The sequence below is a fragment of the Flavobacterium piscis genome (assembly GCF_031457575.1).
Taxonomy (GTDB): Bacteria; Bacteroidota; Bacteroidia; order Flavobacteriales; family Flavobacteriaceae; genus Flavobacterium; species Flavobacterium piscis_A.
This window is the reverse complement of record NZ_JAVDWQ010000006.1, coordinates 89,922-109,276: the sequence shown is the minus strand read 5'-3', so window position 1 is coordinate 109,276 and position 19,355 is coordinate 89,922. Positions and strand designations below refer to the sequence as shown.

Genomic DNA, 19,355 nt, shown 5'->3' with positions numbered 1-19,355 from the left:
TAACAAGGGAAAAGAAATATTGTAAACAGTTTTACAATATTTCTTTTCATAAGAATTCCAACATTCCGAATAATCTTTTTTGAATTCTGCAAAATCAAGACTTTTCAAAACTGTTTTGCAAGCTTATTGATTTTACATCGTGAAAAATTTTCTGACGGTGGTTTATCCCCCAGTCTTTCATTGCATAGATTATTGGCGTCAAGGTATCTGCATAAGGCTCAAGATGGTAAGAAATTTTCACTGGATAATCTTCAACTATGTTTCTTTTAATCAATTTGTGTTGCTCAAGGTCTTTGAGTTCTTTAGCCAACACCTTCGGTGTCAATCCAGGAATGCTTTCCTGAATGTCCGTAAATCGGCTATTACCAACACTTATCGAAATAATGATGGGTAATTTCCATTTGCCATTAATAACTTCAAGTGTGTCTCTAACCGGTTTCACAGTATTTAGACACTCGCAGTAAACTTTCTTTTTCGCCATAACAATTCTTAAAACTGCTTTCCTTTTGGAAAGCACTATACAAAGGAAAGTAATTTTGTTTAATTTTGCAACACAGTCGGTTCGAAATTTACAAATTATGGAAATAGATAAAAAAATGCTCATTGGTCTACATCTCGGTAATGGATATGGTTCCCAATCTGGAGCCTGGCGTTTTCCTGGGGTTGACCCCGAAAGCTACACCAGTTTTGATACTCGTGTAAAACAGGCCCAAGCTGCGGAACGAGGTAAATTTCAGTTTATATTTTTGCCTGATGGCCCAGGGGCGATTATGGCCGATATAGAAACCGAATCGCCAAACTTTAATCTAGATGTGATGATGACTCTAGCAGCGGTCGCACGCGAAACCGAACGTATTGGTTTGGTAGCAACGGGTTCTACCACTTTTAATGAACCTTTCAATCTGGCAAGACAGTTTAAGGCATTGGATGTGATGAGCCACGGTCGTGCTGGTTGGAATGCGATCACTTCCAGTGGAGAAGATGTTGCAGCAAATTACGGACGAAAAATTCCATCAAGCGAAGACCGTTATGGCCGTGCGCATGAGGTTATCCAATTAATCCAGTCTCTTTGGAGCAGTTGGGGAAAGGATGCCTGGATTCATAATCAGCAAACCGGACAGTTTGCAAACATAGACCAAATCCTTCCGATTAATCTACAAGGCAAATATGTAGGCTCAAGAGGACCGCTTTATATTCCGCCATCGGAGCAAGGTCAGCCCATTATTTTTCACGCAGGTGGGAGTCCGAATGCACACGAATTGGCAGGGCGTTTTGCCAATGTGGTTATTGGTGCAGCTTTTACCATTGAAGATGCTCGTGCTCAACGAAATGCTTTTAGAGAATCGGCAAAAAGTTTCGGTCGTAACCCCGATGAAATTAAATATATCGCTGGTTTGATGACCACCATTGCAAAAGATAGGCGTACCGCACTCGACCGTCGCATTCAATTAACAGAACATCACTTTCCTCAAAGAATCAGCTATCTGCAACAAATGTTGGGTATTCCGCTTGATGCTGCTCAGTTAAACGAGCCAATATCAAAATCCTTGTTAGAAAATGCTCGTCCGTCTCGATACGACCCACGTTCTGCAAACGCATTAAAAATCGCAGAAGAAGGCTGGAGCCTTCGTGATATTCTTGCTCACGGCGTTATCGATTATCATCCCGTAATTGTAGGTCCGGGAATTGAAGCGGCAAATCATATGCAAGAATGGTTTGAAGCAGGTGCTGCCGATGGATTTTGGATTTCGCCGGATGTTAATTTCGATGGAATTGATGCTTTTGTGGACGAAGTGGTTCCTATTTTACAGAAGCGTGGACTTTTCCATCAGGATTACGAAGGCAATACTCTACGTGAACACCTTGGTGCTCCGAATCAGTATGGAATTGATCTTCGGGTTTAAATCGAAAAAAACCATAATGAATGTGAGGGATCTACATCAAAAGATCATATAAGTCTTCTATACCAAAATGGAATGGCTGATTAATTTAAATTAGTTATCAATCAACATAAAATAAAAATAAAATGAAAAGATTAGAGGGTAAAGTTGCCATCATCACAGGTGGCGCAAGAGGAATGGGAGAAGCTCACGCTAGGTTATTTGTTGAGCACGGAGCTAAAGTTATTATTACTGATGTGCTTGAAGATGAAGGAGTTGCTTTGGCAGAATCATTAGGGGATAACGCCATTTTTATAAAACACGATGTTACAAGCGAAGAAGGATGGATGAGAATAGTGGAAACTACTGAAAAGCATTTTGGCAACATTACTGTCCTGGTCAACAACGCAGGTATCGCAGGTAAATTTGCCAATGTTGCCGATCTTGATTTCAATGAATACAAAAAGGTGATGGCAGTAAATAGTGATGGTGTATTTTTAGGGATGAAATCAGTTATTCCTTCGATGCTTAAGGCAGGTCAAGGGTCTATTGTCAATATTTCCTCTGTTTCAGGATTGCAGGTTGCCCCCGGATCCCCAAATGCCGCTTATGTAGGAAGTAAGTTTGCGGTCACAGGTCTTACAAAAATGGCAGCTTTGGAATATGCGACCCGAAATATCAGAGTTAATTCGGTACATCCGGGCGGCGTGAAAACTGGAATTGTAGATCCCAAATTATTTGACGATCCTAAAATTCTAGAACCAACCCCGTTGGGTAGATTAGCTACACCTATTGAGGTGGCATACGTTTCCTTATTTCTGGCTTCTGATGAATCATCATACCTTACTGCTGCTGAATACAAAGTAGACGGTGGTATGACTGCAAAATAATCAATTTAAAATAACACAGTAATGAAAATAGGAATCATAGGTACCGGTGCAATAGGCGGTACAATCGCAAGGAAAATGGCTGAAGCAGGTCACAGTGTAAAAATTAATAATTCGGATGACGCAAATAAATTAAATGCACGTGCTGAGGAATTAGGTGTAACGGCTGCAAATAAGAAAGATGTTGTAAAGGATGTAGATGTCATCATATTATCGGTGCCAACGATAGCAATCCCAACTTTGCCCGAAGATTTGTTCGCAGACGTTCCGGAAAATGTAATTGTGGTTGATACATCAAATTACTATCCTTTCCGTGATGCCGACATTGAAGAGATCAAAAACGGAAAAGTAGAAAGTATCTGGGTATCTGAACAATTGGGAAGGCCTGTAGTAAAAGCTTTCAATAATTTATTGGCAGAAACACTGGCAAGCGGTGGGAAAAAAACTGGTGCTGAAGACAGAATAGCAATGGCTGTAGCGGGTGATGATCCGCAAGCGAAAAAAGTAATTGCCACATTGGTTAATGATGCCGGTTACGATGTAGTTGACTCCGGCAAACTTTCTGAATCTTGGAGACATCAGCCAGGAACTCCTGCTTACTGCACAGAACTTAATGCTGAGGAATTAAAACAGGCATTGGCAGATGGTGTGAAAGAAGATGCACCTGTTTTGAGAGACAAGGCTATTGCAGAACTTTCTGCGTTACCATCCTATCCATCCCATCACGATGTTGTTAAATTTAATAGAGCATTGTTTAAAAAAAATCCTAGGACAAAATAAAATATAGAATTATCAGAGGAGCGGCATTTCGTTAAAATGTTTCATTATTGCCTACTTCTGTATCACTATAATGCTTATTAACGCCATAATTTTGCCTATATCAAATAGCAAAATAAAATAATGGCAAAGGGAAGACAGGTAAGTACGCAAGAGTAAGTGCTCGTTGCGAAATGTAGAACTGGCCGCGTATTTAAAATAATCACGAAAAATAACAAATAAATTAAATATATATTAAAATGGAAATAGGAATAATCGGATCCGGTAACATTGGAAGTACACTAGCCGGACACTTGACCGCCTTGGGGCATACGGTAAAAATTGCAAATTCGCGAGGACCGGAATCATTGGTAGAAGTCGCTAAAAAAAGTGGTGCAACGCCGGCCACAGTAGAAGAAGCGGCAGAAGCTAAAGACATCATAATTGTCGCTGTACCTCCAACGGCGATGGAAAAGCTTCCGGTTGCTATTTTGTCCGCCTCACGGGCGATTATCATAGATACCGGTAATTACTATCCATCACGTGACGGAGAGAATGTTAACCTGAAGGATGGATTGACGGACAGTGAATGGGCAGCAAAAGTATTTGGTCACCCTGTAATCAAAGCTTTCAACAATATTCTTTCGTCAAGTTTGGCTTCAAAATCAACGCCTGTAGAAAGCCCTGACCGAGTAGCTTTATCTGTTGCAGGTAATGAAGAGGGACATAAACAGATCGTTAAGGCACTTATTAATGAAATTGGTTTTGACGCTATTGATGGTGGATTGCTTTCCGAATCCTGGAGACAACAGCCCGGTACTCCCGCCTATTGCAAGGATCTTGATAAGGAAGCTTTAGCAGCCGCATTACAAGAAGCTGATGTAAGCAAGCGTGCTCAATATCTTGAAATGGCCGACGAGTCAATTCGTCCGTTTTTATAGAAGATTTGGTGTAGAAGATTTATGCACTATACGCATTGCTATAATTTACATACCTGTATTTAAAAGTACAGGTATTTATAATTAACCAGAGTCTAACCAATAGTTCCATCTCTCTCTTATAATCCATTTTATTTTACTACCGTTGATTGGCAGCTAATGTCATTTAATGGCTATGAAATTAAAAGGCACTTCTATCCTTCATCGGGAAAGCCATTTATTTTTAAAGTAGTGACGCAATTGCAACTGCACCCGTTCGTCACTCCGATGCTGAAAAGCATTTTGGCAACATTTCTGTCCTGGTCAACAACGCAAGGTATTGCAGGTAAATTTGCAAACGTAGCCAATCTTGATTGCAACGAATACAAAAAAAAATGCGCGTGAATAGTGATGGTGTATTTTTAGGAATGAAATCAGTCATTCCTTCGATGCTAAAAGCAGGTCAAGGATTTATTGTCAATATTTCAATTGCCGACCTTTCAGCAATGTCAAGCTATTCATCTCATCCAGATGTTGTTAAATTAACAGAGCATTGCTAGAAAAAATCCTAGGACAAATTAAAATATAGAATTATCAAAGAAGCAGCATTTCGTTAAAATGTTTCATTATTGCCTACTTCTGTATCACTATAGTGCTTATTAACTACATAATTTTGCCTATATCAAATAGCTAAAAAATAAAATAATGGCAAAGACAATTTTTATAACAGGAGCATCCCGTGGATTCGGAAGGATTTGGACGGAAGCATTTCTAAAACGTGGCGATAATGTAGTGGCAACAGTTCGTAACCTTGATGTATTAACAGCATTGAGTAAAGAATTTCCATCAAACTTATTGGTTCTAAAACTTGATGTTACTGATAAAAAAGCAAGTTTTGAAGCAATTGAAGCTGCAAAAAAACATTTTGGAACAATCGATGTATTAATAAATAATGCAGGTTTTGGGCACGTTGGAGCTGTAGAAGAGCTAGATGAGAAAGATGTAAGGGCACAATTTGAAACCAACGTACTGGGTTCATTGTGGACTGTACAGGCAGTTCTGCCCATCATGCGAGAGCAGCAATCGGGGCAGATTATTCAGCTTTCCAGTGCTTTGGGCTTGAACACAGTATCATTGATGGGACTGTACAGTGCATCTAAGTTTGCGGTCGAAGGCCTTACTGAAACATTGGCTGGCGAAGTAAGTGGTTTTGGTATCAAGGTAACCATACTCGAACCTGGTGGTTTCTCCACAGATTTCTTCGGTACCAATTCGCTGGCATTAAGTGCAACTGTAAATGCTTACGATGAGATAAGAAAGGATTTTTATGAGCATGCCAATGAACAGGATTCCGGTAATCCTGAGGCAACTGTCCAAGCTGTTTTTAGCCTGGTGGATTCAGAAAATCCTCCATTGCGATTGTTGTTGGGTAAAACAACCTACCCTTGGGTTAAGCATACCTATGAGGAACGTCTTAAAACATGGGAATCATGGCAGGACGTTTCAGTAGCGGCACATGGTTAACAGAAGTTTAATTAGCATGACCTGGATTTGTAGGTTCTGCTGTTACAATTGATAAAAAAAATGAATCACTTTAAAAAAATAAGCGAACTGCACGAAGCGCTTGGCATAAAGCCACCAGAGCATCCTCTTTTTAGCGTGGCATACGGTGAACGGGAGAGCTGTGACGGTAATACTGTAATCGAATTTTCTTCGGCATTTTACATCATAGGTTTTAAGAAGCTGAAATCTGGCAGCATGCAATATGGAAAGACAAAATATGACCATGACCGTGGTTCGATGTCTTTTGTAAAGCCCCATCAAAAAGTGGTCTTTAAAAATGTGGAACTAGAGGAGAAGGGATTTCTGATCCTTATCCATGAAGACTTTCTGCCGGGAACAGTCCTTTACAACGAAATAAAGAAATACGGTTATTTCGATTATGAAGTCAATGAGGCATTACACCTCTCGCCCTCCGAGGAGGACATCATATGGAATTTGTATTTCAATATCGAAAAAGAGTACAATAATAATACGGACGAGCTAAGCAAATCTATAATTATCAGCCACTTGGAATCTTTGTTAAAATATGCGCAACGTTTTTATAAAAGACAGTTTATCAACCGAAAGCAATTAGCAGGTTCAACGGTAACGAAGTTTAATGCACTGCTTGTCGCAAATTTTGAAGAAAGAAAAACGAAAGACATTGGATTGCCCACGGTAGCGCTAATGGCAGAAAAGCTGCATATATCGTCCCGTTATTTAACCGATTTACTTAAAGAGGAAACAGGTAAGACAGCATTAGAGCTAATCCATCTTTTTTTAATCGGCGAAGCCAAAAATTTATTGACTGAAGGAGAACTCAATATCTCTGAAATTTCGTACCTGTTAGGCTTTGAAAACACAACTTATTTTTCCCGTCTGTTTAAAAAAGAAGTAGGTGCCACCCCTAATCAATTCAGAGGAAGCTTCTTAAACTAACAATAGCAGCGGGCAACAATGACCTATAAATCTAATATCATAAAGGATGAAACGTACAGCAAAAGCACATTGGTCTGGCACTATAAAAGAAGGTAAAGGGGAGTTGACCACCCAAAGTGAAATTCTAAACAGGACAAATTACAGTTTCAAAACCCGTCTTGAAGAACATCAAAAAGGAACAAATCCTGAAGAATTGTTGGCCGCGGCACATTCTGCATGTTTTACTATGGCGGTTAGTTTTGCATTAACAGAAAAAGGACTAAATCCAACATCATTGGATACCGAAGCTACTTTGACAATGGAAGGTCTTGCAATAACAGGAATGCATCTTTCAATCTCTGGGGCTGTATCTGGTATTAGTGCAGATGAATTTAAAACCATTACAAAAGATGCTGAGAAAAATTGCTTAATTTCTAAAGTATTGAACATACCAATAAGTTCTGAAGCACATTTGATAGCCTAAATAACCAGAAGGTTATTGATCTTTTGATTTATATAAATACTCTAATTTAAACTTTATAAAAAACAAATAAAACAATAAAAATGGCAAGTAAAATAGCATTGGTAACAGGCGCAAGCCGAGGACTTGGTAAAGATTCAGTTTTGCAACTGGCAAAAAAAGGGTTTGATATTATCCTTACTTATCAAACCAAAAAAGAATTTGCAGATGAGGTGGTAACGGAAATTGAAAGTATCGGACAAAAAGCATTTGCATTATCCCTTGATATCTCAACAACGGCTGGTTTTGATCAATTCACAGCGGAAGTGAAAAATATTTTGGATACACAATTTTCTTTTGCAAAACTGGATGCACTGGTAAACAACGCAGGCATAGGAATCAACCAGAGCTTTGAAATTATGACGGAAGAAATCGTCGATTTAATGACAAATATTCATTTTAAAGGACCTTATTTCTTAACGCAGAAACTATTACCATTATTAAATGAAGGAAGCAGTATCGTGAATATTTCTTCGGGTTTGGCAAGATTTTCATCTCCAGGGTACTCTGCTTATGGCGCTATGAAGGCTGCGATCGATGCATTATCCAGATATCAAGCTCTAGAACTAGGTGGTAGAAAGATAAGAGTCAATGCGCTTGCTCCAGGTGCAATTGAAACAGATTTTGATGGTGGTGTTGTTCGCGATATACCAGAGGTAAATAAATATTTATCTTCAGAAGCCGCTTTGGGAAGAGTGGGTTTGCCAGATGATATTGGAAGTGTCATAGCTTTCCTTTGTTCAGATGATTCCAAATGGATTAATGCCCAACGCATTGAAGTTTCTGGCGGATATAGAATATAATATATTGTACATTAATTTTAAAGCGGTTTATCTTTAGGAAAGTATATTTCAACAATTGTGAAACCTTGATTTCAATTCACCATAGCCGTCTGAAGGCTTTAGCGGTTGAGACCAAGGCTCACCTTTTAGAAACCTAATATACCCAGGTACCCGGCATTGAATCTAAAAAAACGCCAAAGTTTTCTTTTCCGTTTGGATATTGCTTCCCACTATACCAAACAATGTCAGGATCTAATAATAATTACTCATGCGAAGCAATCCATTTGTTATCATAAGAAAAACTAAATGCTTTCTTACCTTTTGCTTGTTATGCAGACAGTATACCAATACATTTAGGCTCATCCAAACCTTTCCAATCAGCATCTACCCATACATCTGTTGTATCAGCCATTGTCTTTATTTCCTATAAGTTTTAAATCCTGTAATTTTCTTCCGAATTCACCGTCGGCTGCTAGTTTCAAAATATCATTCTGTAATCCAAGTACCCTCAATACATTAAAATAGCCTCCAATAGAAACGCTCGAGCTTCCTTTTTCAATATGATACAAGGTAGTACGATTAATACCTGCACGTTGTTCAGTGCTAACATTTTTTAATTGAATTTTTAAAAATGCTAAAAAATCGTTCTAATATTCCGCAACAGTACCAAAAGATTTATCTTTCAATTGCTTTCTATACATTTTAATTATAGTTTCCAAAGGCATTCCCATATAATCAGCCCGATTATAAATTGATATTCCTATTGGATGAAATTTTGAAAGCGTAAATATTTTATTACTTCGATTATATACTTTTTTAACATTATTTCCACTAACAGTCACTGCACTGTCAGCAGCAATGGCTATTCCTTGCGAATTAAGTACACCAACAATTGCAGTCATATTTTAAGGTTTTATTATCTGCGATATATATGATTTTTTAGAGTTGTCGTTTTTAAAATCATGCAAAACTTGTATACACTTGCTATTATATAGCGTCTATGTATCTCTTCATCTATGTCTATGCGTTACTCTATCAGGAAAAAGTTTTTAAAATAGTACACAAACCGGAATACTACGATTGATGTTTTTAATAAATTGAGATTTGGTTTTTGAGACAATAAAAAATTATACAAAGTGATTCGTGAAGTATATTAACAAAAAATAACGCCATTGTCTTCCAATGGCGTTATTTGTCTTTATGTGGGCTGTCAGGGGCTACAATCGAACACTTGATACCCATTTTGACTTTTTTTGAAAGTCTAAAATGATTTAAAATTTTGAAATCATTAGCAATGATATTTAGATTAATCTTTCTTCTATTTGTGCTTTCCAAACTATATATCCTTTATTATTGTCTGAATAGTCGTGAACAATTCTTAAAAAATTTTGTGGATTTGTTTCTAAATAAGCTTGTCGTCCTTTTTCTCTGATAATGTTTAGTTCTTTGTCAATTTGTTTTACAGTATCAATTAGTACAGATTTACTTTTGGGAATATGCCAAATATAAGTAGCTTCCTCTGTGTCTAATGTTTCTAAAACAATATAATATTTTTGTTCTCCAACAACCAAAAAACAAATGAAAAAGGTTGCAAGACAAACCTTAATTTCATCACATTCCTTTCGTGTTTATCTGCAAAAAACTGAATATGTTTAGAATGTTTGTATTGTCTACCTTTTAGTAAATCTTCTAATATGTCCTCCGTATTTGAATAAATATTTTTGTCCATCGGTAATTCATCAGGCGTTAGAATATTTGCTTTTGAAATAGGACTCTGACCAATAAAACTTTTATTAAGAAATTGAAATTTTACATTTTCAACAATTTCCTTGTTGATGTTTTCAATGTCTAAGGAAGTTGCTAACTGTGAAAGAATGACACCGTTTGCTATTTCTGCAAAAATGTTAATTATTACCGATTTTGATTTTAAAACATTAATAAAATACGGTTTAAGCACTTCAAACTCTGGTCGAAATTCTTCATTTTCTATTTCAAAATCAAATCGTTGATTACTTTCTTTATCAATATATTCAAAACCAATAGTACCATATCTAAAATCCAAAACTTCTATAGATATTTTGATCTGCCTATCGATTACCAAATTTTGATTTTCTGGAATAAATTCTGTTGGCTCATCAAACAAACTTGCTTGTCGGGCTATTTGTCGGTAATAGATGTTTCGTTTCAAAAAAAGCTTATTCAGGTAATCAATTTTGATGTCCCGATAATCATAAATAGTCGGATTGATTTCTGAGCGTTGTACACGACCAATGTATTGAATCAATTTACCTTTAAACGAAAAAGGATATGCCAAAAACAAGGAGTTAATATTTGACAAATCAGAACCTTCTCCGAAATATTGCCCTGTAGTTATTAATATCTGAAAATTGCCTTGTAGTAAGATTTGCCATTTTGATTTTGTACTACTTTCTGAATCTTCTCCACTAAGGGTAATGATTTCATAAGATTGTTTTAGAAAAAGATAAAGTGTGTCAATGTGTTCTTTTTTTTCAGTAATAATAGCAATTCGTTTACCTTTGGAAAGTTCTGATTTGATATCATTCAGGATAAGTTTATTTCGTTCTGAATCGTGAACTAGGATTTTTGAAAGCGTCTCAAAATTATCAGTTTTGGAATTGAAGGGAACATCCAAATTGGTATTTCTAACAATGACTTGAGCGTGTTTAAAGTTTTCAATTTCGCTACTTGCAATCTCACAAATTATCTCACCAATAAAAGTAAAAATCAATTTTCCGTCGTTGTATTTCCTGAATGGTGTTGCCGTCAATCCATAGAGATAAACCGTTTCTAATTTTTCAATAGTATTTCGAAATGTTTCTGCTGGAATATGATGGCATTCATCGACAAGGATAGTTCCGAACTGATTTTGAACTTGTTCTATTTGTTTTGGCAAGCTTTGAATTGTGGCAATAGTAATTTGCTTTCCAATTTTTGCTTTTCCTTGTCCAATAATGCCAATTTCGTGTTTAGGTATTCCTAGGAATGTCTGGATTCGTTCCTGCCATTGCTCTAATAATTGTTTACGGTGAACAACGATTAAAGCGGGCTGTTTTTTCTCTGCAATAATCTTCAATCCGATAAGTGTTTTTCCTGAACCTGGCGGAGCAACAATAACGCCAAATTCCTTTTTTGAAACAGCTTCAATGGCTTTATTCTGGTGATTTCTCAAAATAGCATTGAAAGAAAAATTTATAGATTCTTTTAGTTTTCTTTGGTCTTTAAAGTCGAAATCAAGATTTTGTTCTTTGCAAAAACGCAAAAGTTTTCCAATAAAACCTCTTGGAATAATGACTTCATTTTCTGTTTCTTCAACAAGTTTAAAATAACGTTCCGTTCCAAATGTTTTTTTCCCAGAATTCTTTTTGATAAAAAATTCTGAATTAGCAAAATTCAGTTCTTCTTTCAGAAAGTTGATTAATGAAGTGGTTAATTTGTCTCGTTGAATACAGATATTTTGTTTGAGCGAAACCGTCAGTTTTTCAGTGTTATTTGCGATGGGTAAATTATGCACCATTGAAATTTCCCGATATAAATGTTCCAATACATCTATTGTAACTCTTTCAATTTCCTTCAAAAATTGCCATTGATCAGGATAAGGTTCAAAAGTTTCTGGTTTTATAAAACAACTATTTCCTTTTTTCAATGCAGGTTTAAAAAGTGGTAAAGCAATCAGATTTCCTAAACCTTTTCCCGAAAGAAAATCTTGATTGGGAAACAATCGGTCAAAACTAGAGCTTTTATCAAACATTGAAAAAGCTCCTGATTGTTCCAAAATAGAAATGAAAACCTTTCTACTTCTGATCGCAGGATATGGCTTATCAAAAAATATCCAAACGTGCCCACCATTGCCTGAGCGTGAACGCTCCAAATAGACGGGAATATTTTTTTCATTACAAGCATTTAGGAAATTTACAGCTTCTTCTTTCCAATTTTGTTTATCAAAATCAGCTACCAAAAACCATGAAGTGTTATTTGTGAGTAATGGGTAAACTCCTATTTGCTGAATACCTTCTAAATGTTTTTGGATTTCGTTTTCGTTAAAAGTCAAATAAGTTTTATGAGGATAATTTTGAAAAGTTCCTCCATTCATTTTATGTACTCGATAATGATATGGATCATATTGATAAGCTGGTGTATAGCCTGACTTTCCTGACTTCTCCCAACGAACAGCAAATACATCTTCTCTACCCATAAAAATAGATTTGAATAGTTGAGTTGTATCTAGTGGTGTTGATGAAGACATTGTTTGATCTCTAGAATTTAAAAATACCTAATGATTTATAGTGTTATTTGATCAAATGTTTTATTCGTTTATGTGTTTTTCTTTAAGAATACTTGATCATAAGCTTGTTGCATTTGCTCTATTTCATCATCACTCAGCTCCTTGTAAAAATCACGTTTACGACTTGCCAGTTTTCCTTTGTTTTGATGAAGAAACAAAATCATACGGTCAACTTTATTATCGGGCATATCAACTATGTTTTGTATATCGTCTTTAAGTTTATCATAGCATTGAAGAAAATACAGTTCTTCTGGAATATCATTATTAACTGTAGCTTGTATTGCTCTTGCCAAAAACACGGTATGATTGGTTAGATCTGGAAATCGATATATCGCTTCTATTTCTGAAGCGTTATTAACAATCATCTTTCCTGTATCATCAAGATTATATTTTACCTTTCGTTCAATCAATTTAGAAAGTAACTCTAAAATAGTGTCGTATTCACCCATATTGGCAAGTATTTGAGCAGAAACAGGAAGTATCGTTCCATTAGGTACAATACCGTCACGTACCAGAATATCATGAATAAGAAAACGATGAATCCTTCCGTTACCATCTTCAAATGGATGGATATATACATATCCAAATGATACCATTGAGGCTTTTATAATTGTTTTAGTAGAACTGTTTTTTTTATTTAAGTTGAGTATCCCTTGCATCAGAGATTTTACATATTCTGGAGGAGGGCATACGTAATGTACTTTCTGTGTATAGTCTCTCATTGTTTGACCAATATAGTTTTGAAAGTTCCTAAAACTATCATCTGCATATCTAGGATCAACTATGATGTTTTGTAAACGTACCAATTCGGTTTCTGATAATGATTCTTCAAAAGTTTTTTGTCCTGCTTCTTCCAGTAATGCTATGAACTTTTCCATTCTGTCTTGTGATGGTTCTTCTTTCTCTATTTCACTGGAAGATTTTGATTCTTTTTTATAAAGATAATAGCTTGCTCGTTTAAAAATTTCTGGAGAATATTCGTGTTTTAGATTTTCAATAGCTTCTTCAATATTCCAATCGAGTAATTCGCTAAGTTCAGCAGTTCTTCTTATTATAGGGCAGAATTTGTTTTGCCCTAGAAGATTATCATTTACTTTCCATTTAGTTATTTTTGTAATATCTCCAGTTATATATCGAGATGAGTTTAATATATTCTCGTAATTAGTTGCAGTAATTTCAATTTCAATAGATTTACCTCCAGTAAACTCATATAAGTAACCAATGATTCTTGGATATTTTCTATTTGGATTTTCTCTGATGTAGTCAACTATAATTTGGTGATCAACAGAGGTGAAAATTTCCTTGATGAATGCGAGGTTAAAATCATCATATTTCAATGCGAATTCTAAGTGAGACATTGGATGGTCAATATTTACATCATATTTCGATTTGAATGTTCGTACAACGGAATTTGTTGAACTTAATTCGGTCTTATCCGTTGTTCCGATATATGATTCATGCGTCAGTTGAAAACCTTGAATATTTAGTTTTTCCTTAAGCCATGTAAACCCTACTTTTTTCATTTACTTTCTGTTTTTTGAGGTAAAACTAATTTCATAAAGGTAAATTTAGTTTTTATTATCAAAAAAAGGGTAAAATTGTTTTGATTTAACACCAAATGCTTCGGCAGAATCTTTCAATGCAAAAATAAAAGCTTTTAGATCGCAATTCAGAGGGGTAAGGAATGTAGAATTTTTCCTTTTCAGACTAACTAATATTTATGCTTAATTTTTACCACTCCACAGGTTTTCGTATTGATCCAAACTATTTTATTATTTGCTTTTGGGGTAAAATTGGTTTAGTGGGGGTAAAATTAATTTTAAATTAATTTTCAGGGTAATTTTGGTTTTTATAAACCATAAAAGTAAAATAATGGAGGACTTTGCGTACAAAACTGCTAAATTTTGATCCCCTAAATCTGTAATTAATTTTGATCCGATTTAGAGAAAAAAAAACGCCAATGTCTTCCATTGGCGTTTTTTGTCTTTAAGTGGGCTTTCAGGGATTGCAATCGAACACTTAATTGTAATTCTGACGTTTTTTAAAGGCCTAAAGTGATTAGCAGATCACGTTTTTGCCACAGATTTAAACCTTCATAAATTGCTGATCTAAAGAATGATAAGCTCTGTGCAGATCGAAAAAGTGAACTGAGGGTAAAACAAAATGAGTATCAGTTTTTCTACATCTTAATTTTAACCTAAACGTTTTAAAATAAGTGATCGCAAACGTTCTTCATGCTCCTCTCCCCAATTCCCAATAGCTGCAATTACAGGAATTAGTGTTTTTCCAAAATCTGTCAGGCTATATTCGACTTTAGGAGGCACAACAGGGTAAATAATTTTTGAAACAAGTTCATGTTCCTCTAACTCCTTCAGCTGAATATTTAAAACCCTGCGTGAAGCATCTGGTATTTTACGCTGCAATTCACTTGGCCTTTTATGGCCTTCATTAATAAACCAAAGCAAACGTATCTTCCATTTGCCGTAAAGTACTTCACCTATTAGGTCAAGCCCGCAGTTTAAGTTAGGTATTATTTTTCTTTCATACATAATACAAAAGTAATCCTATGTTCCTATATGTACAATAGGGGAATAATTTATCCCTATATGAATCGTAACTCCGTACTTGTGAGGAAGTAACATACTTCCGAGATTTGTACAATAGAAATTTAAAATACAATATAATATGGATTATCAAAATGAATTATCAGGGAAGATTGCCTTAGTAACAGGAGGCACAAAAGGAGCCGGAAGAGCAATTTCAGAAAGGCTGCTACAAGCTGGGGCAACGGTTATTATCACTGCAAGAAACGCACCGGAAAAAGAAAACAGCAAGCTGCATTTCATTCCGTCCGACTTGAGTAAAGCAGAAGGAACACAAAAAGTTGTCAGCGAAGTGCTGTCGGCTTACGGAAGGCTTGACATTTTGGTGAACAATCTTGGTTCTTCAACAACACCTGCTGGTGGCTTTACTGCATTATCTGATGAAGATTGGGAATCAACCCTACAGGCTAATTTGCTTGCTCCGGTTCGACTGGACAGAGGGTTTTTACCTCAAATGATAGATCGAAAAAACGGAGTTATTATTCATATAGCTTCTATCCAAGGAATACTGCCACTGTATGACTCCACTTTGCCTTATGCGGCTGCAAAAGCAGGTTTAAGAAACTATAGTAAAAGTTTATCGAATGAAGTTTCGCCTAAAGGTGTTCGGGTGCTGACTGTTTCTCCTGGATGGATCAATACAGGAGCATCGAAAGTTTGGCTGGCTGAGATTGCAAGAAACGCCAATAGCACTGTAGAAGAAGCGCAGCAAGGTGTAATGGAAGCATTGGGTGGAATACCATACGGCAGACCCGCTGAGCCGGAAGAAGTAGCTGAATTGGTTGGTTTTCTTGTTTCTCCGAGAGCTAGTTATTTATCAGGAACTGAATATGTAATCGATGGCGGTACTGTGCCAACAATTTAATAATCTTTAAAAATAATAACAATGAACTTACCAAAAGTATTAACAGACTTGATTAAAGCACAGAACGAATTTGACGCCGTGACTTATGCCAATTTGTTTTCAGAAACTGCAGAAGTGTTTGACGAAGGTAAAACGCATAAAGGAAGACTTGAAATAGAGCGTTGGATCGATCACTCAAACAAGAATTACCAAGCAGTGATGAAACCATTGGAATATACCGAAAATGGTACAACATGCATCTTAACTGCAGAATGTTCAGGAACATTTCCAGGAAGCTCTATCACGCTAAAATTTCACTTTGATATTGTTGATGGGCAAATTCAACATTTAAAAGTAACAGATTAAACATAAAAGAGAGTGTGACTGTTTACTATAAGTTATTTAAACGAAAAAGCCATTGGAATCCAATGGCTTTGTTTGTCTTTGTGTGGGCTGTCAGGGTTCACAATCGAACACTTAATACCTGTTCTGACATTTTTCGAAAATATAAAATGAGATATTTGAAAGAGAGATTATGTTTTGCTCTTTTTATCATTTACTTTTTTAAAAATATTTTTCGTCTTATGCTAAATGATCATCTCATTTTTCATTTGGCAAGTCAGAAAACAATTCAATTAAATTATTCTCGGGGTCTCTAAAATGTGTAACTCTAATTCCCCAAGCTGTCATATCTTTCGGCTCTGTCAAGAATTTGATGCCCTTACTTTGTAACGAATTATAAGTTTCGTTTACGTTATTCACTTGAACAATGATTGCAATTTTGTCTTGTAAAATTTCATTTTGCTTTGCTTCTGCGTTGTTGATGGCTATATTCATTAGTTCGGCTTTAAACAATGCAAGTCCTGATGGATAGCCAATGTTGAAACTGGCGAAATTATCGCCAAGTTTACCCCAAGTACATTCTAAACCAAGAATGTTCTTATAAAAAGTGAAAGACTTGTCAAAGTCATTCACTAAAAGTCTGATGTTACTGAATTTCATTTTGCTGTTTTTTTATGTTATTAATGATGCAAAACTAATTTTCTTTCATTGTTGCCAATTGTAAAAATCGGTCGTTTTTGTTTTCAAAAAGTTCACTTGGATTATTTCCTGTATATTTTTTGAGGTCTTTTATGAAATGTGATTGGTCAAAATAATTTTGTTCGGGATAAAGTTGTCCTTTTTTAATTTGCTTGAATGAAGCATAGCATCTTAAAATCTTGCAGTATGATTTTAAAGAAATACCAAATCTGTCTTTGAAATAACGGTTAATTTGTCTACTTGTCCAAAATACTTGTTGTGAATATTGTTCAATCGTTTTTTCTCCGTTTGTTCCGTATAACAAGTTGAATAGATTTTGCTTTCTGCTGTCAATGCCTTTATGAATATCTAAAATTGAAAGCATAATTTTATCCAACTTTTCTGTTTCAATTTCTAAATCTGTAAATAAAGCCTTGTCTAATCTCCAAAAGTCATTTTCTTTTATTTGTTCACTGTCGCAAAAAGCTGAAATGTTTTGTTGTAAAATATAATCAACCGCTAATAATTTAAAGCGTATTCCGAAAAGCTGTCTGTTTGGTTCAATAGAAACTTCAACTTGTTTAGTCCAAAGTCCTGTTAGCGAAATTTCTTCTTGTTTGTAGTTGTTAAACGAAATTATAAGGTCAAAACAACCGTCTGGCAAAATTGTAAAGTCAAGTTGTTCGGTTGTAGAATTTTCAAACCACCAATAATTCTTAACGAAGTCGGTCAGTAATGTGTCGGGCTGAAACTCTTTATAAATCATTTAATTTTGTATGTTAGTATTTATCTAATAAAAGGCACATAACTCTAGATGCTTAATACCTATCTTGACGTTTTTCCAAAGCTTGATATAATCTTTAAATGAAGAAAACGGCCTACTAAATGTAAAAAGCCTAAAAAGATTAAGATTTTTCAGACTTTTTTATGATTCGGAAACCACTATAATTCTTTAAAATATAGAAACCTTACTGCACATTAAAAGAAAAAAATGACAATTTAGCTTTCAAGCATCTTAGTTACATTTTCTATAAAGCCTGCTTTATCTTTCTTAACCATTTCAAGCATTTCACGTTTGTCTTCTGGAGTGGTATCATATTTATCAAACCACAAATGCATTTCAATTAATACTGGTAATAAATCAATCCCTTTTCTAGTAAGCTTGTATAATACTTTTGCCTTACTGTCTGGGTGCTCTAATTTCTTGATAACTTTATTCTCCTCCAACATAAGTAGCCTAGAAGCTAATATATTAGTTGCAATTCCTTCTGCTGATTTCAAAAAATCACCATAAGTACACTCTTTTGCGAATAGTAAGTCTCTAATAATTAAAAAAGACCACTTATCACCAAACACGTCTAAAGTGCAGCTAATTGGGCAATCAGACCTTTTTTTTACTTCTTTCATAAAAATAATTTAATAATTACTTGCATATTGCAAGTAATTGTATTTATATTTGTACTTGCAAAACGCAAGCAAATTTAAAAATAATTTTTAAACAATGGAATTAATAGAACAATTAAATAATGATAAAATGGAAAATAAAGCATTAACAACAGAAACTCAATATGCAAATATTGATAATAAACAAATTGCTTACCGCAAATTTGGAAATGGCACTCCGATAATTTTAGCAAATCGATTTAGAGGTACATTAGATACTTGGGATCCTCTTTTCCTTGATTTATTAGCAGAAAAAAATACGGTAATTACTTTCGATTATTCAGGTATTGGTTACTCCGAAGGTGAGTTACCCCTTAATTTACATGAAGTAGCAGCAGAAGTTGTGAAAATAGCAGATTACCTAAACTATGATAAATTTGTTGTAGGAGGTTGGTCTTATGGCGGTTTAATTTCACAATACACTACTTTTTTATATCCAACAAGAGTATTAGGCACAATAGTAATTGGTAGTAATCCTATGGGTAAAAATGAAGTCCCTCTTTCTCCATTATTTTTGGAAAAAGCTTTAAAGCCTGATTATGATTTAGAAGATATAATTACACTATTCTATGAACCAACATCTGAAAAGAGCCGAATAGCAGCTCAAGAATCAGCAGTTCGTATTGCTCAAAGACTTGACCAATCAAAAGTGCCAGCTACTCCCGAAATATTCCAACGTTATTTTGCTGTTACCACTCAATTAGAAGAAGATACAGATAATTTCAGAGAAGCATATAAAACGTTACAAATACCTGTGTTAGCTATTTCTTCCGATAATGATATATCATTTGCAGTAGAAAATTGGTTTCCGCTTTTAAAAAATGCTCCAACACTGCAACATATAATTTTACAAGATTCTGGGCATGCACTGCATTACCAATACCCTGAGTTGACCACAGCTTATATTAATGCATTTATTAATTCTATAAACAAAAAATAA

The 19,355-nt window shown here is 35.2% G+C and carries 22 protein-coding genes and 1 pseudogene; 13 read left to right on the top strand and 10 right to left on the bottom strand.

Going from position 1 to position 19,355, the window contains the following annotated elements; translation table 11 throughout:
- Window positions 1-94: 94 nt before the first annotated feature.
- Complete coding sequence (locus J2W48_RS10600; protein WP_310281073.1) at window positions 95-442, bottom strand: winged helix-turn-helix transcriptional regulator; 348 nt, start codon at window positions 440-442, stop codon at window positions 95-97.
- A gap of 64 nt (window positions 443-506) precedes the next feature.
- Here J2W48_RS10600 and J2W48_RS10595 point away from each other — a divergent pair, with 64 nt between their 5' ends.
- The 9 genes from J2W48_RS10595 to J2W48_RS10555 all read left to right on the top strand — a co-directional run bounded on the left by J2W48_RS10595 (window position 507) and on the right by J2W48_RS10555 (window position 8,223).
- Window positions 507-1,904: an NtaA/DmoA family FMN-dependent monooxygenase gene (locus J2W48_RS10595; protein WP_310281071.1), complete on the top strand. Its 1,398-nt coding sequence runs from the start codon at window positions 507-509 to the stop codon at window positions 1,902-1,904.
- 122 nt (window positions 1,905-2,026) lie between these two features.
- Window positions 2,027-2,770 (top strand): glucose 1-dehydrogenase, encoded by a 744-nt coding sequence (locus J2W48_RS10590; protein WP_310281069.1) that lies wholly within the window; start codon window positions 2,027-2,029, stop codon window positions 2,768-2,770.
- Between the two features lie 21 nt (window positions 2,771-2,791).
- Window positions 2,792-3,547, top strand: coding sequence for an NADPH-dependent F420 reductase (locus J2W48_RS10585; RefSeq protein WP_310281067.1), 756 nt, complete (start codon window positions 2,792-2,794; stop codon window positions 3,545-3,547).
- Between the two features lie 236 nt (window positions 3,548-3,783).
- Window positions 3,784-4,464, top strand: a complete 681-nt coding sequence (locus tag J2W48_RS10580) for an NADPH-dependent F420 reductase (RefSeq protein WP_310281065.1) — start codon at window positions 3,784-3,786, stop codon at window positions 4,462-4,464.
- Window positions 4,465-4,814: 350 nt separating this feature from the next.
- A complete protein-coding gene (locus J2W48_RS10575; protein WP_310281064.1) occupies window positions 4,815-5,000 on the top strand; it encodes an SDR family NAD(P)-dependent oxidoreductase in 186 nt (61 codons plus the stop codon).
- A 145-nt stretch (window positions 5,001-5,145) separates the two neighbouring features.
- The gene (locus tag J2W48_RS10570) at window positions 5,146-5,964 is read left to right on the top strand and encodes an SDR family NAD(P)-dependent oxidoreductase (protein WP_310281062.1); all 819 of its coding nucleotides are present in this window, start codon (window positions 5,146-5,148) and stop codon (window positions 5,962-5,964) included.
- A 60-nt stretch (window positions 5,965-6,024) separates the two neighbouring features.
- Entirely contained in the window at window positions 6,025-6,921 is an 897-nt protein-coding gene (locus J2W48_RS10565) for a helix-turn-helix domain-containing protein (RefSeq protein ID WP_310281060.1), read from the top strand.
- A 46-nt stretch (window positions 6,922-6,967) separates the two neighbouring features.
- On the top strand, window positions 6,968-7,384 hold the full coding sequence (locus J2W48_RS10560; RefSeq protein ID WP_310281058.1) for an OsmC family peroxiredoxin: 417 nt from the start codon (window positions 6,968-6,970) through the stop codon (window positions 7,382-7,384).
- An 80-nt stretch (window positions 7,385-7,464) separates the two neighbouring features.
- The gene (locus J2W48_RS10555) at window positions 7,465-8,223 is read left to right on the top strand and encodes an SDR family NAD(P)-dependent oxidoreductase (RefSeq protein WP_310281056.1); all 759 of its coding nucleotides are present in this window, start codon (window positions 7,465-7,467) and stop codon (window positions 8,221-8,223) included.
- 383 nt (window positions 8,224-8,606) lie between these two features.
- On the opposite strand, the gene J2W48_RS10550 is transcribed toward J2W48_RS10555, so the two are convergent.
- The 5 genes from J2W48_RS10550 to J2W48_RS10530 all read right to left on the bottom strand — a co-directional run bounded on the left by J2W48_RS10550 (window position 8,607) and on the right by J2W48_RS10530 (window position 14,028).
- A complete protein-coding gene (locus J2W48_RS10550; RefSeq protein WP_310281055.1) occupies window positions 8,607-8,771 on the bottom strand; it encodes a hypothetical protein in 165 nt (54 codons plus the stop codon).
- Window positions 8,772-8,849: 78 nt separating this feature from the next.
- Entirely contained in the window at window positions 8,850-9,104 is a 255-nt protein-coding gene (locus J2W48_RS10545; protein WP_310281053.1) for a hypothetical protein, read from the bottom strand.
- Window positions 9,105-9,503: 399 nt separating this feature from the next.
- The gene (locus J2W48_RS10540; protein ID WP_310281051.1) at window positions 9,504-9,773 is read right to left on the bottom strand and encodes a hypothetical protein; all 270 of its coding nucleotides are present in this window, start codon (window positions 9,771-9,773) and stop codon (window positions 9,504-9,506) included.
- Window positions 9,737-12,415, bottom strand: coding sequence for a TOTE conflict system archaeo-eukaryotic primase domain-containing protein (locus J2W48_RS10535; protein WP_310281048.1), 2,679 nt, complete (start codon window positions 12,413-12,415; stop codon window positions 9,737-9,739). The genes J2W48_RS10540 and J2W48_RS10535 overlap by 37 nt, the downstream gene beginning before the upstream one ends.
- Window positions 12,416-12,534: 119 nt before the next feature.
- Window positions 12,535-14,028 (bottom strand): Fic family protein, encoded by a 1,494-nt coding sequence (locus tag J2W48_RS10530; protein ID WP_310281046.1) that lies wholly within the window; start codon window positions 14,026-14,028, stop codon window positions 12,535-12,537.
- An 85-nt stretch (window positions 14,029-14,113) separates the two neighbouring features.
- On the opposite strand from J2W48_RS10530, the pseudogene J2W48_RS10525 reads away from it, so the two are divergent.
- Window positions 14,114-14,233 (top strand): annotated as a pseudogene (locus J2W48_RS10525) (transposase); the annotation flags it as partial.
- Window positions 14,234-14,697: 464 nt separating this feature from the next.
- Here J2W48_RS10525 and J2W48_RS10520 read toward each other — a convergent pair.
- Window positions 14,698-15,054 carry a winged helix-turn-helix transcriptional regulator gene (locus tag J2W48_RS10520; protein ID WP_310281044.1) on the bottom strand — a complete coding sequence of 119 codons (357 nt, stop codon included), beginning with the start codon at window positions 15,052-15,054 and terminating at the stop codon, window positions 14,698-14,700.
- Between the two features lie 136 nt (window positions 15,055-15,190).
- Between J2W48_RS10520 and J2W48_RS10515 the strand changes: the two genes are divergently transcribed.
- Both J2W48_RS10515 and J2W48_RS10510 read left to right on the top strand, forming a co-directional pair.
- A complete protein-coding gene (locus J2W48_RS10515) occupies window positions 15,191-15,973 on the top strand; it encodes an SDR family oxidoreductase (RefSeq protein ID WP_310281042.1) in 783 nt (260 codons plus the stop codon).
- Between the two features lie 21 nt (window positions 15,974-15,994).
- Complete coding sequence (locus J2W48_RS10510; protein WP_310281040.1) at window positions 15,995-16,318, top strand: nuclear transport factor 2 family protein; 324 nt, start codon at window positions 15,995-15,997, stop codon at window positions 16,316-16,318.
- Between the two features lie 234 nt (window positions 16,319-16,552).
- On the opposite strand, the gene J2W48_RS10505 is transcribed toward J2W48_RS10510, so the two are convergent.
- The 3 genes from J2W48_RS10505 to J2W48_RS10495 form a co-directional block, all read right to left on the bottom strand.
- Window positions 16,553-16,954 carry a VOC family protein gene (locus J2W48_RS10505; RefSeq protein ID WP_310281038.1) on the bottom strand — a complete coding sequence of 134 codons (402 nt, stop codon included), beginning with the start codon at window positions 16,952-16,954 and terminating at the stop codon, window positions 16,553-16,555.
- A 34-nt stretch (window positions 16,955-16,988) separates the two neighbouring features.
- Window positions 16,989-17,738, bottom strand: coding sequence for a DUF6597 domain-containing transcriptional factor (locus tag J2W48_RS10500; RefSeq protein ID WP_310281036.1), 750 nt, complete (start codon window positions 17,736-17,738; stop codon window positions 16,989-16,991).
- 233 nt (window positions 17,739-17,971) lie between these two features.
- Window positions 17,972-18,379, bottom strand: coding sequence for a winged helix-turn-helix transcriptional regulator (locus tag J2W48_RS10495; RefSeq protein WP_310281034.1), 408 nt, complete (start codon window positions 18,377-18,379; stop codon window positions 17,972-17,974).
- 94 nt (window positions 18,380-18,473) lie between these two features.
- Here J2W48_RS10495 and J2W48_RS10490 point away from each other — a divergent pair, with 94 nt between their 5' ends.
- Window positions 18,474-19,355 (top strand): alpha/beta fold hydrolase, encoded by an 882-nt coding sequence (locus J2W48_RS10490; RefSeq protein ID WP_310281032.1) that lies wholly within the window; start codon window positions 18,474-18,476, stop codon window positions 19,353-19,355.

Excerpts from the sequence above, each read along its gene's own strand:
- J2W48_RS10555 (WP_310281056.1), top strand. The coding sequence starts at position 7,465 with ATGGCAAGTAAAATAGCATTGGTAACAGGCGCAAGCCGAGGACTTGGT.
- J2W48_RS10515 (WP_310281042.1), top strand. The coding sequence starts at position 15,191 with ATGGATTATCAAAATGAATTATCAGGGAAGATTGCCTTAGTAACAGGA.
- J2W48_RS10530 (WP_310281046.1), bottom strand. The coding sequence starts at position 14,028 with ATGAAAAAAGTAGGGTTTACATGGCTTAAGGAAAAACTAAATATTCAA.
- J2W48_RS10565 (WP_310281060.1), top strand. The coding sequence starts at position 6,025 with ATGAATCACTTTAAAAAAATAAGCGAACTGCACGAAGCGCTTGGCATA.
- J2W48_RS10490 (WP_310281032.1), top strand. The coding sequence starts at position 18,474 with ATGGAATTAATAGAACAATTAAATAATGATAAAATGGAAAATAAAGCA.
- J2W48_RS10560 (WP_310281058.1), top strand. The coding sequence starts at position 6,968 with ATGAAACGTACAGCAAAAGCACATTGGTCTGGCACTATAAAAGAAGGT.
- J2W48_RS10535 (WP_310281048.1), bottom strand. The coding sequence starts at position 12,415 with ATGGGTAGAGAAGATGTATTTGCTGTTCGTTGGGAGAAGTCAGGAAAG.
- J2W48_RS10495 (WP_310281034.1), bottom strand. The coding sequence starts at position 18,379 with ATGAAAGAAGTAAAAAAAAGGTCTGATTGCCCAATTAGCTGCACTTTA.
- J2W48_RS10545 (WP_310281053.1), bottom strand. The coding sequence starts at position 9,104 with ATGACTGCAATTGTTGGTGTACTTAATTCGCAAGGAATAGCCATTGCT.
- J2W48_RS10580 (WP_310281065.1), top strand. The coding sequence starts at position 3,784 with ATGGAAATAGGAATAATCGGATCCGGTAACATTGGAAGTACACTAGCC.
- J2W48_RS10505 (WP_310281038.1), bottom strand. The coding sequence starts at position 16,954 with ATGAAATTCAGTAACATCAGACTTTTAGTGAATGACTTTGACAAGTCT.
- J2W48_RS10500 (WP_310281036.1), bottom strand. The coding sequence starts at position 17,738 with ATGATTTATAAAGAGTTTCAGCCCGACACATTACTGACCGACTTCGTT.
- J2W48_RS10590 (WP_310281069.1), top strand. The coding sequence starts at position 2,027 with ATGAAAAGATTAGAGGGTAAAGTTGCCATCATCACAGGTGGCGCAAGA.
- J2W48_RS10570 (WP_310281062.1), top strand. The coding sequence starts at position 5,146 with ATGGCAAAGACAATTTTTATAACAGGAGCATCCCGTGGATTCGGAAGG.
- J2W48_RS10510 (WP_310281040.1), top strand. The coding sequence starts at position 15,995 with ATGAACTTACCAAAAGTATTAACAGACTTGATTAAAGCACAGAACGAA.
- J2W48_RS10585 (WP_310281067.1), top strand. The coding sequence starts at position 2,792 with ATGAAAATAGGAATCATAGGTACCGGTGCAATAGGCGGTACAATCGCA.
- J2W48_RS10520 (WP_310281044.1), bottom strand. The coding sequence starts at position 15,054 with ATGTATGAAAGAAAAATAATACCTAACTTAAACTGCGGGCTTGACCTA.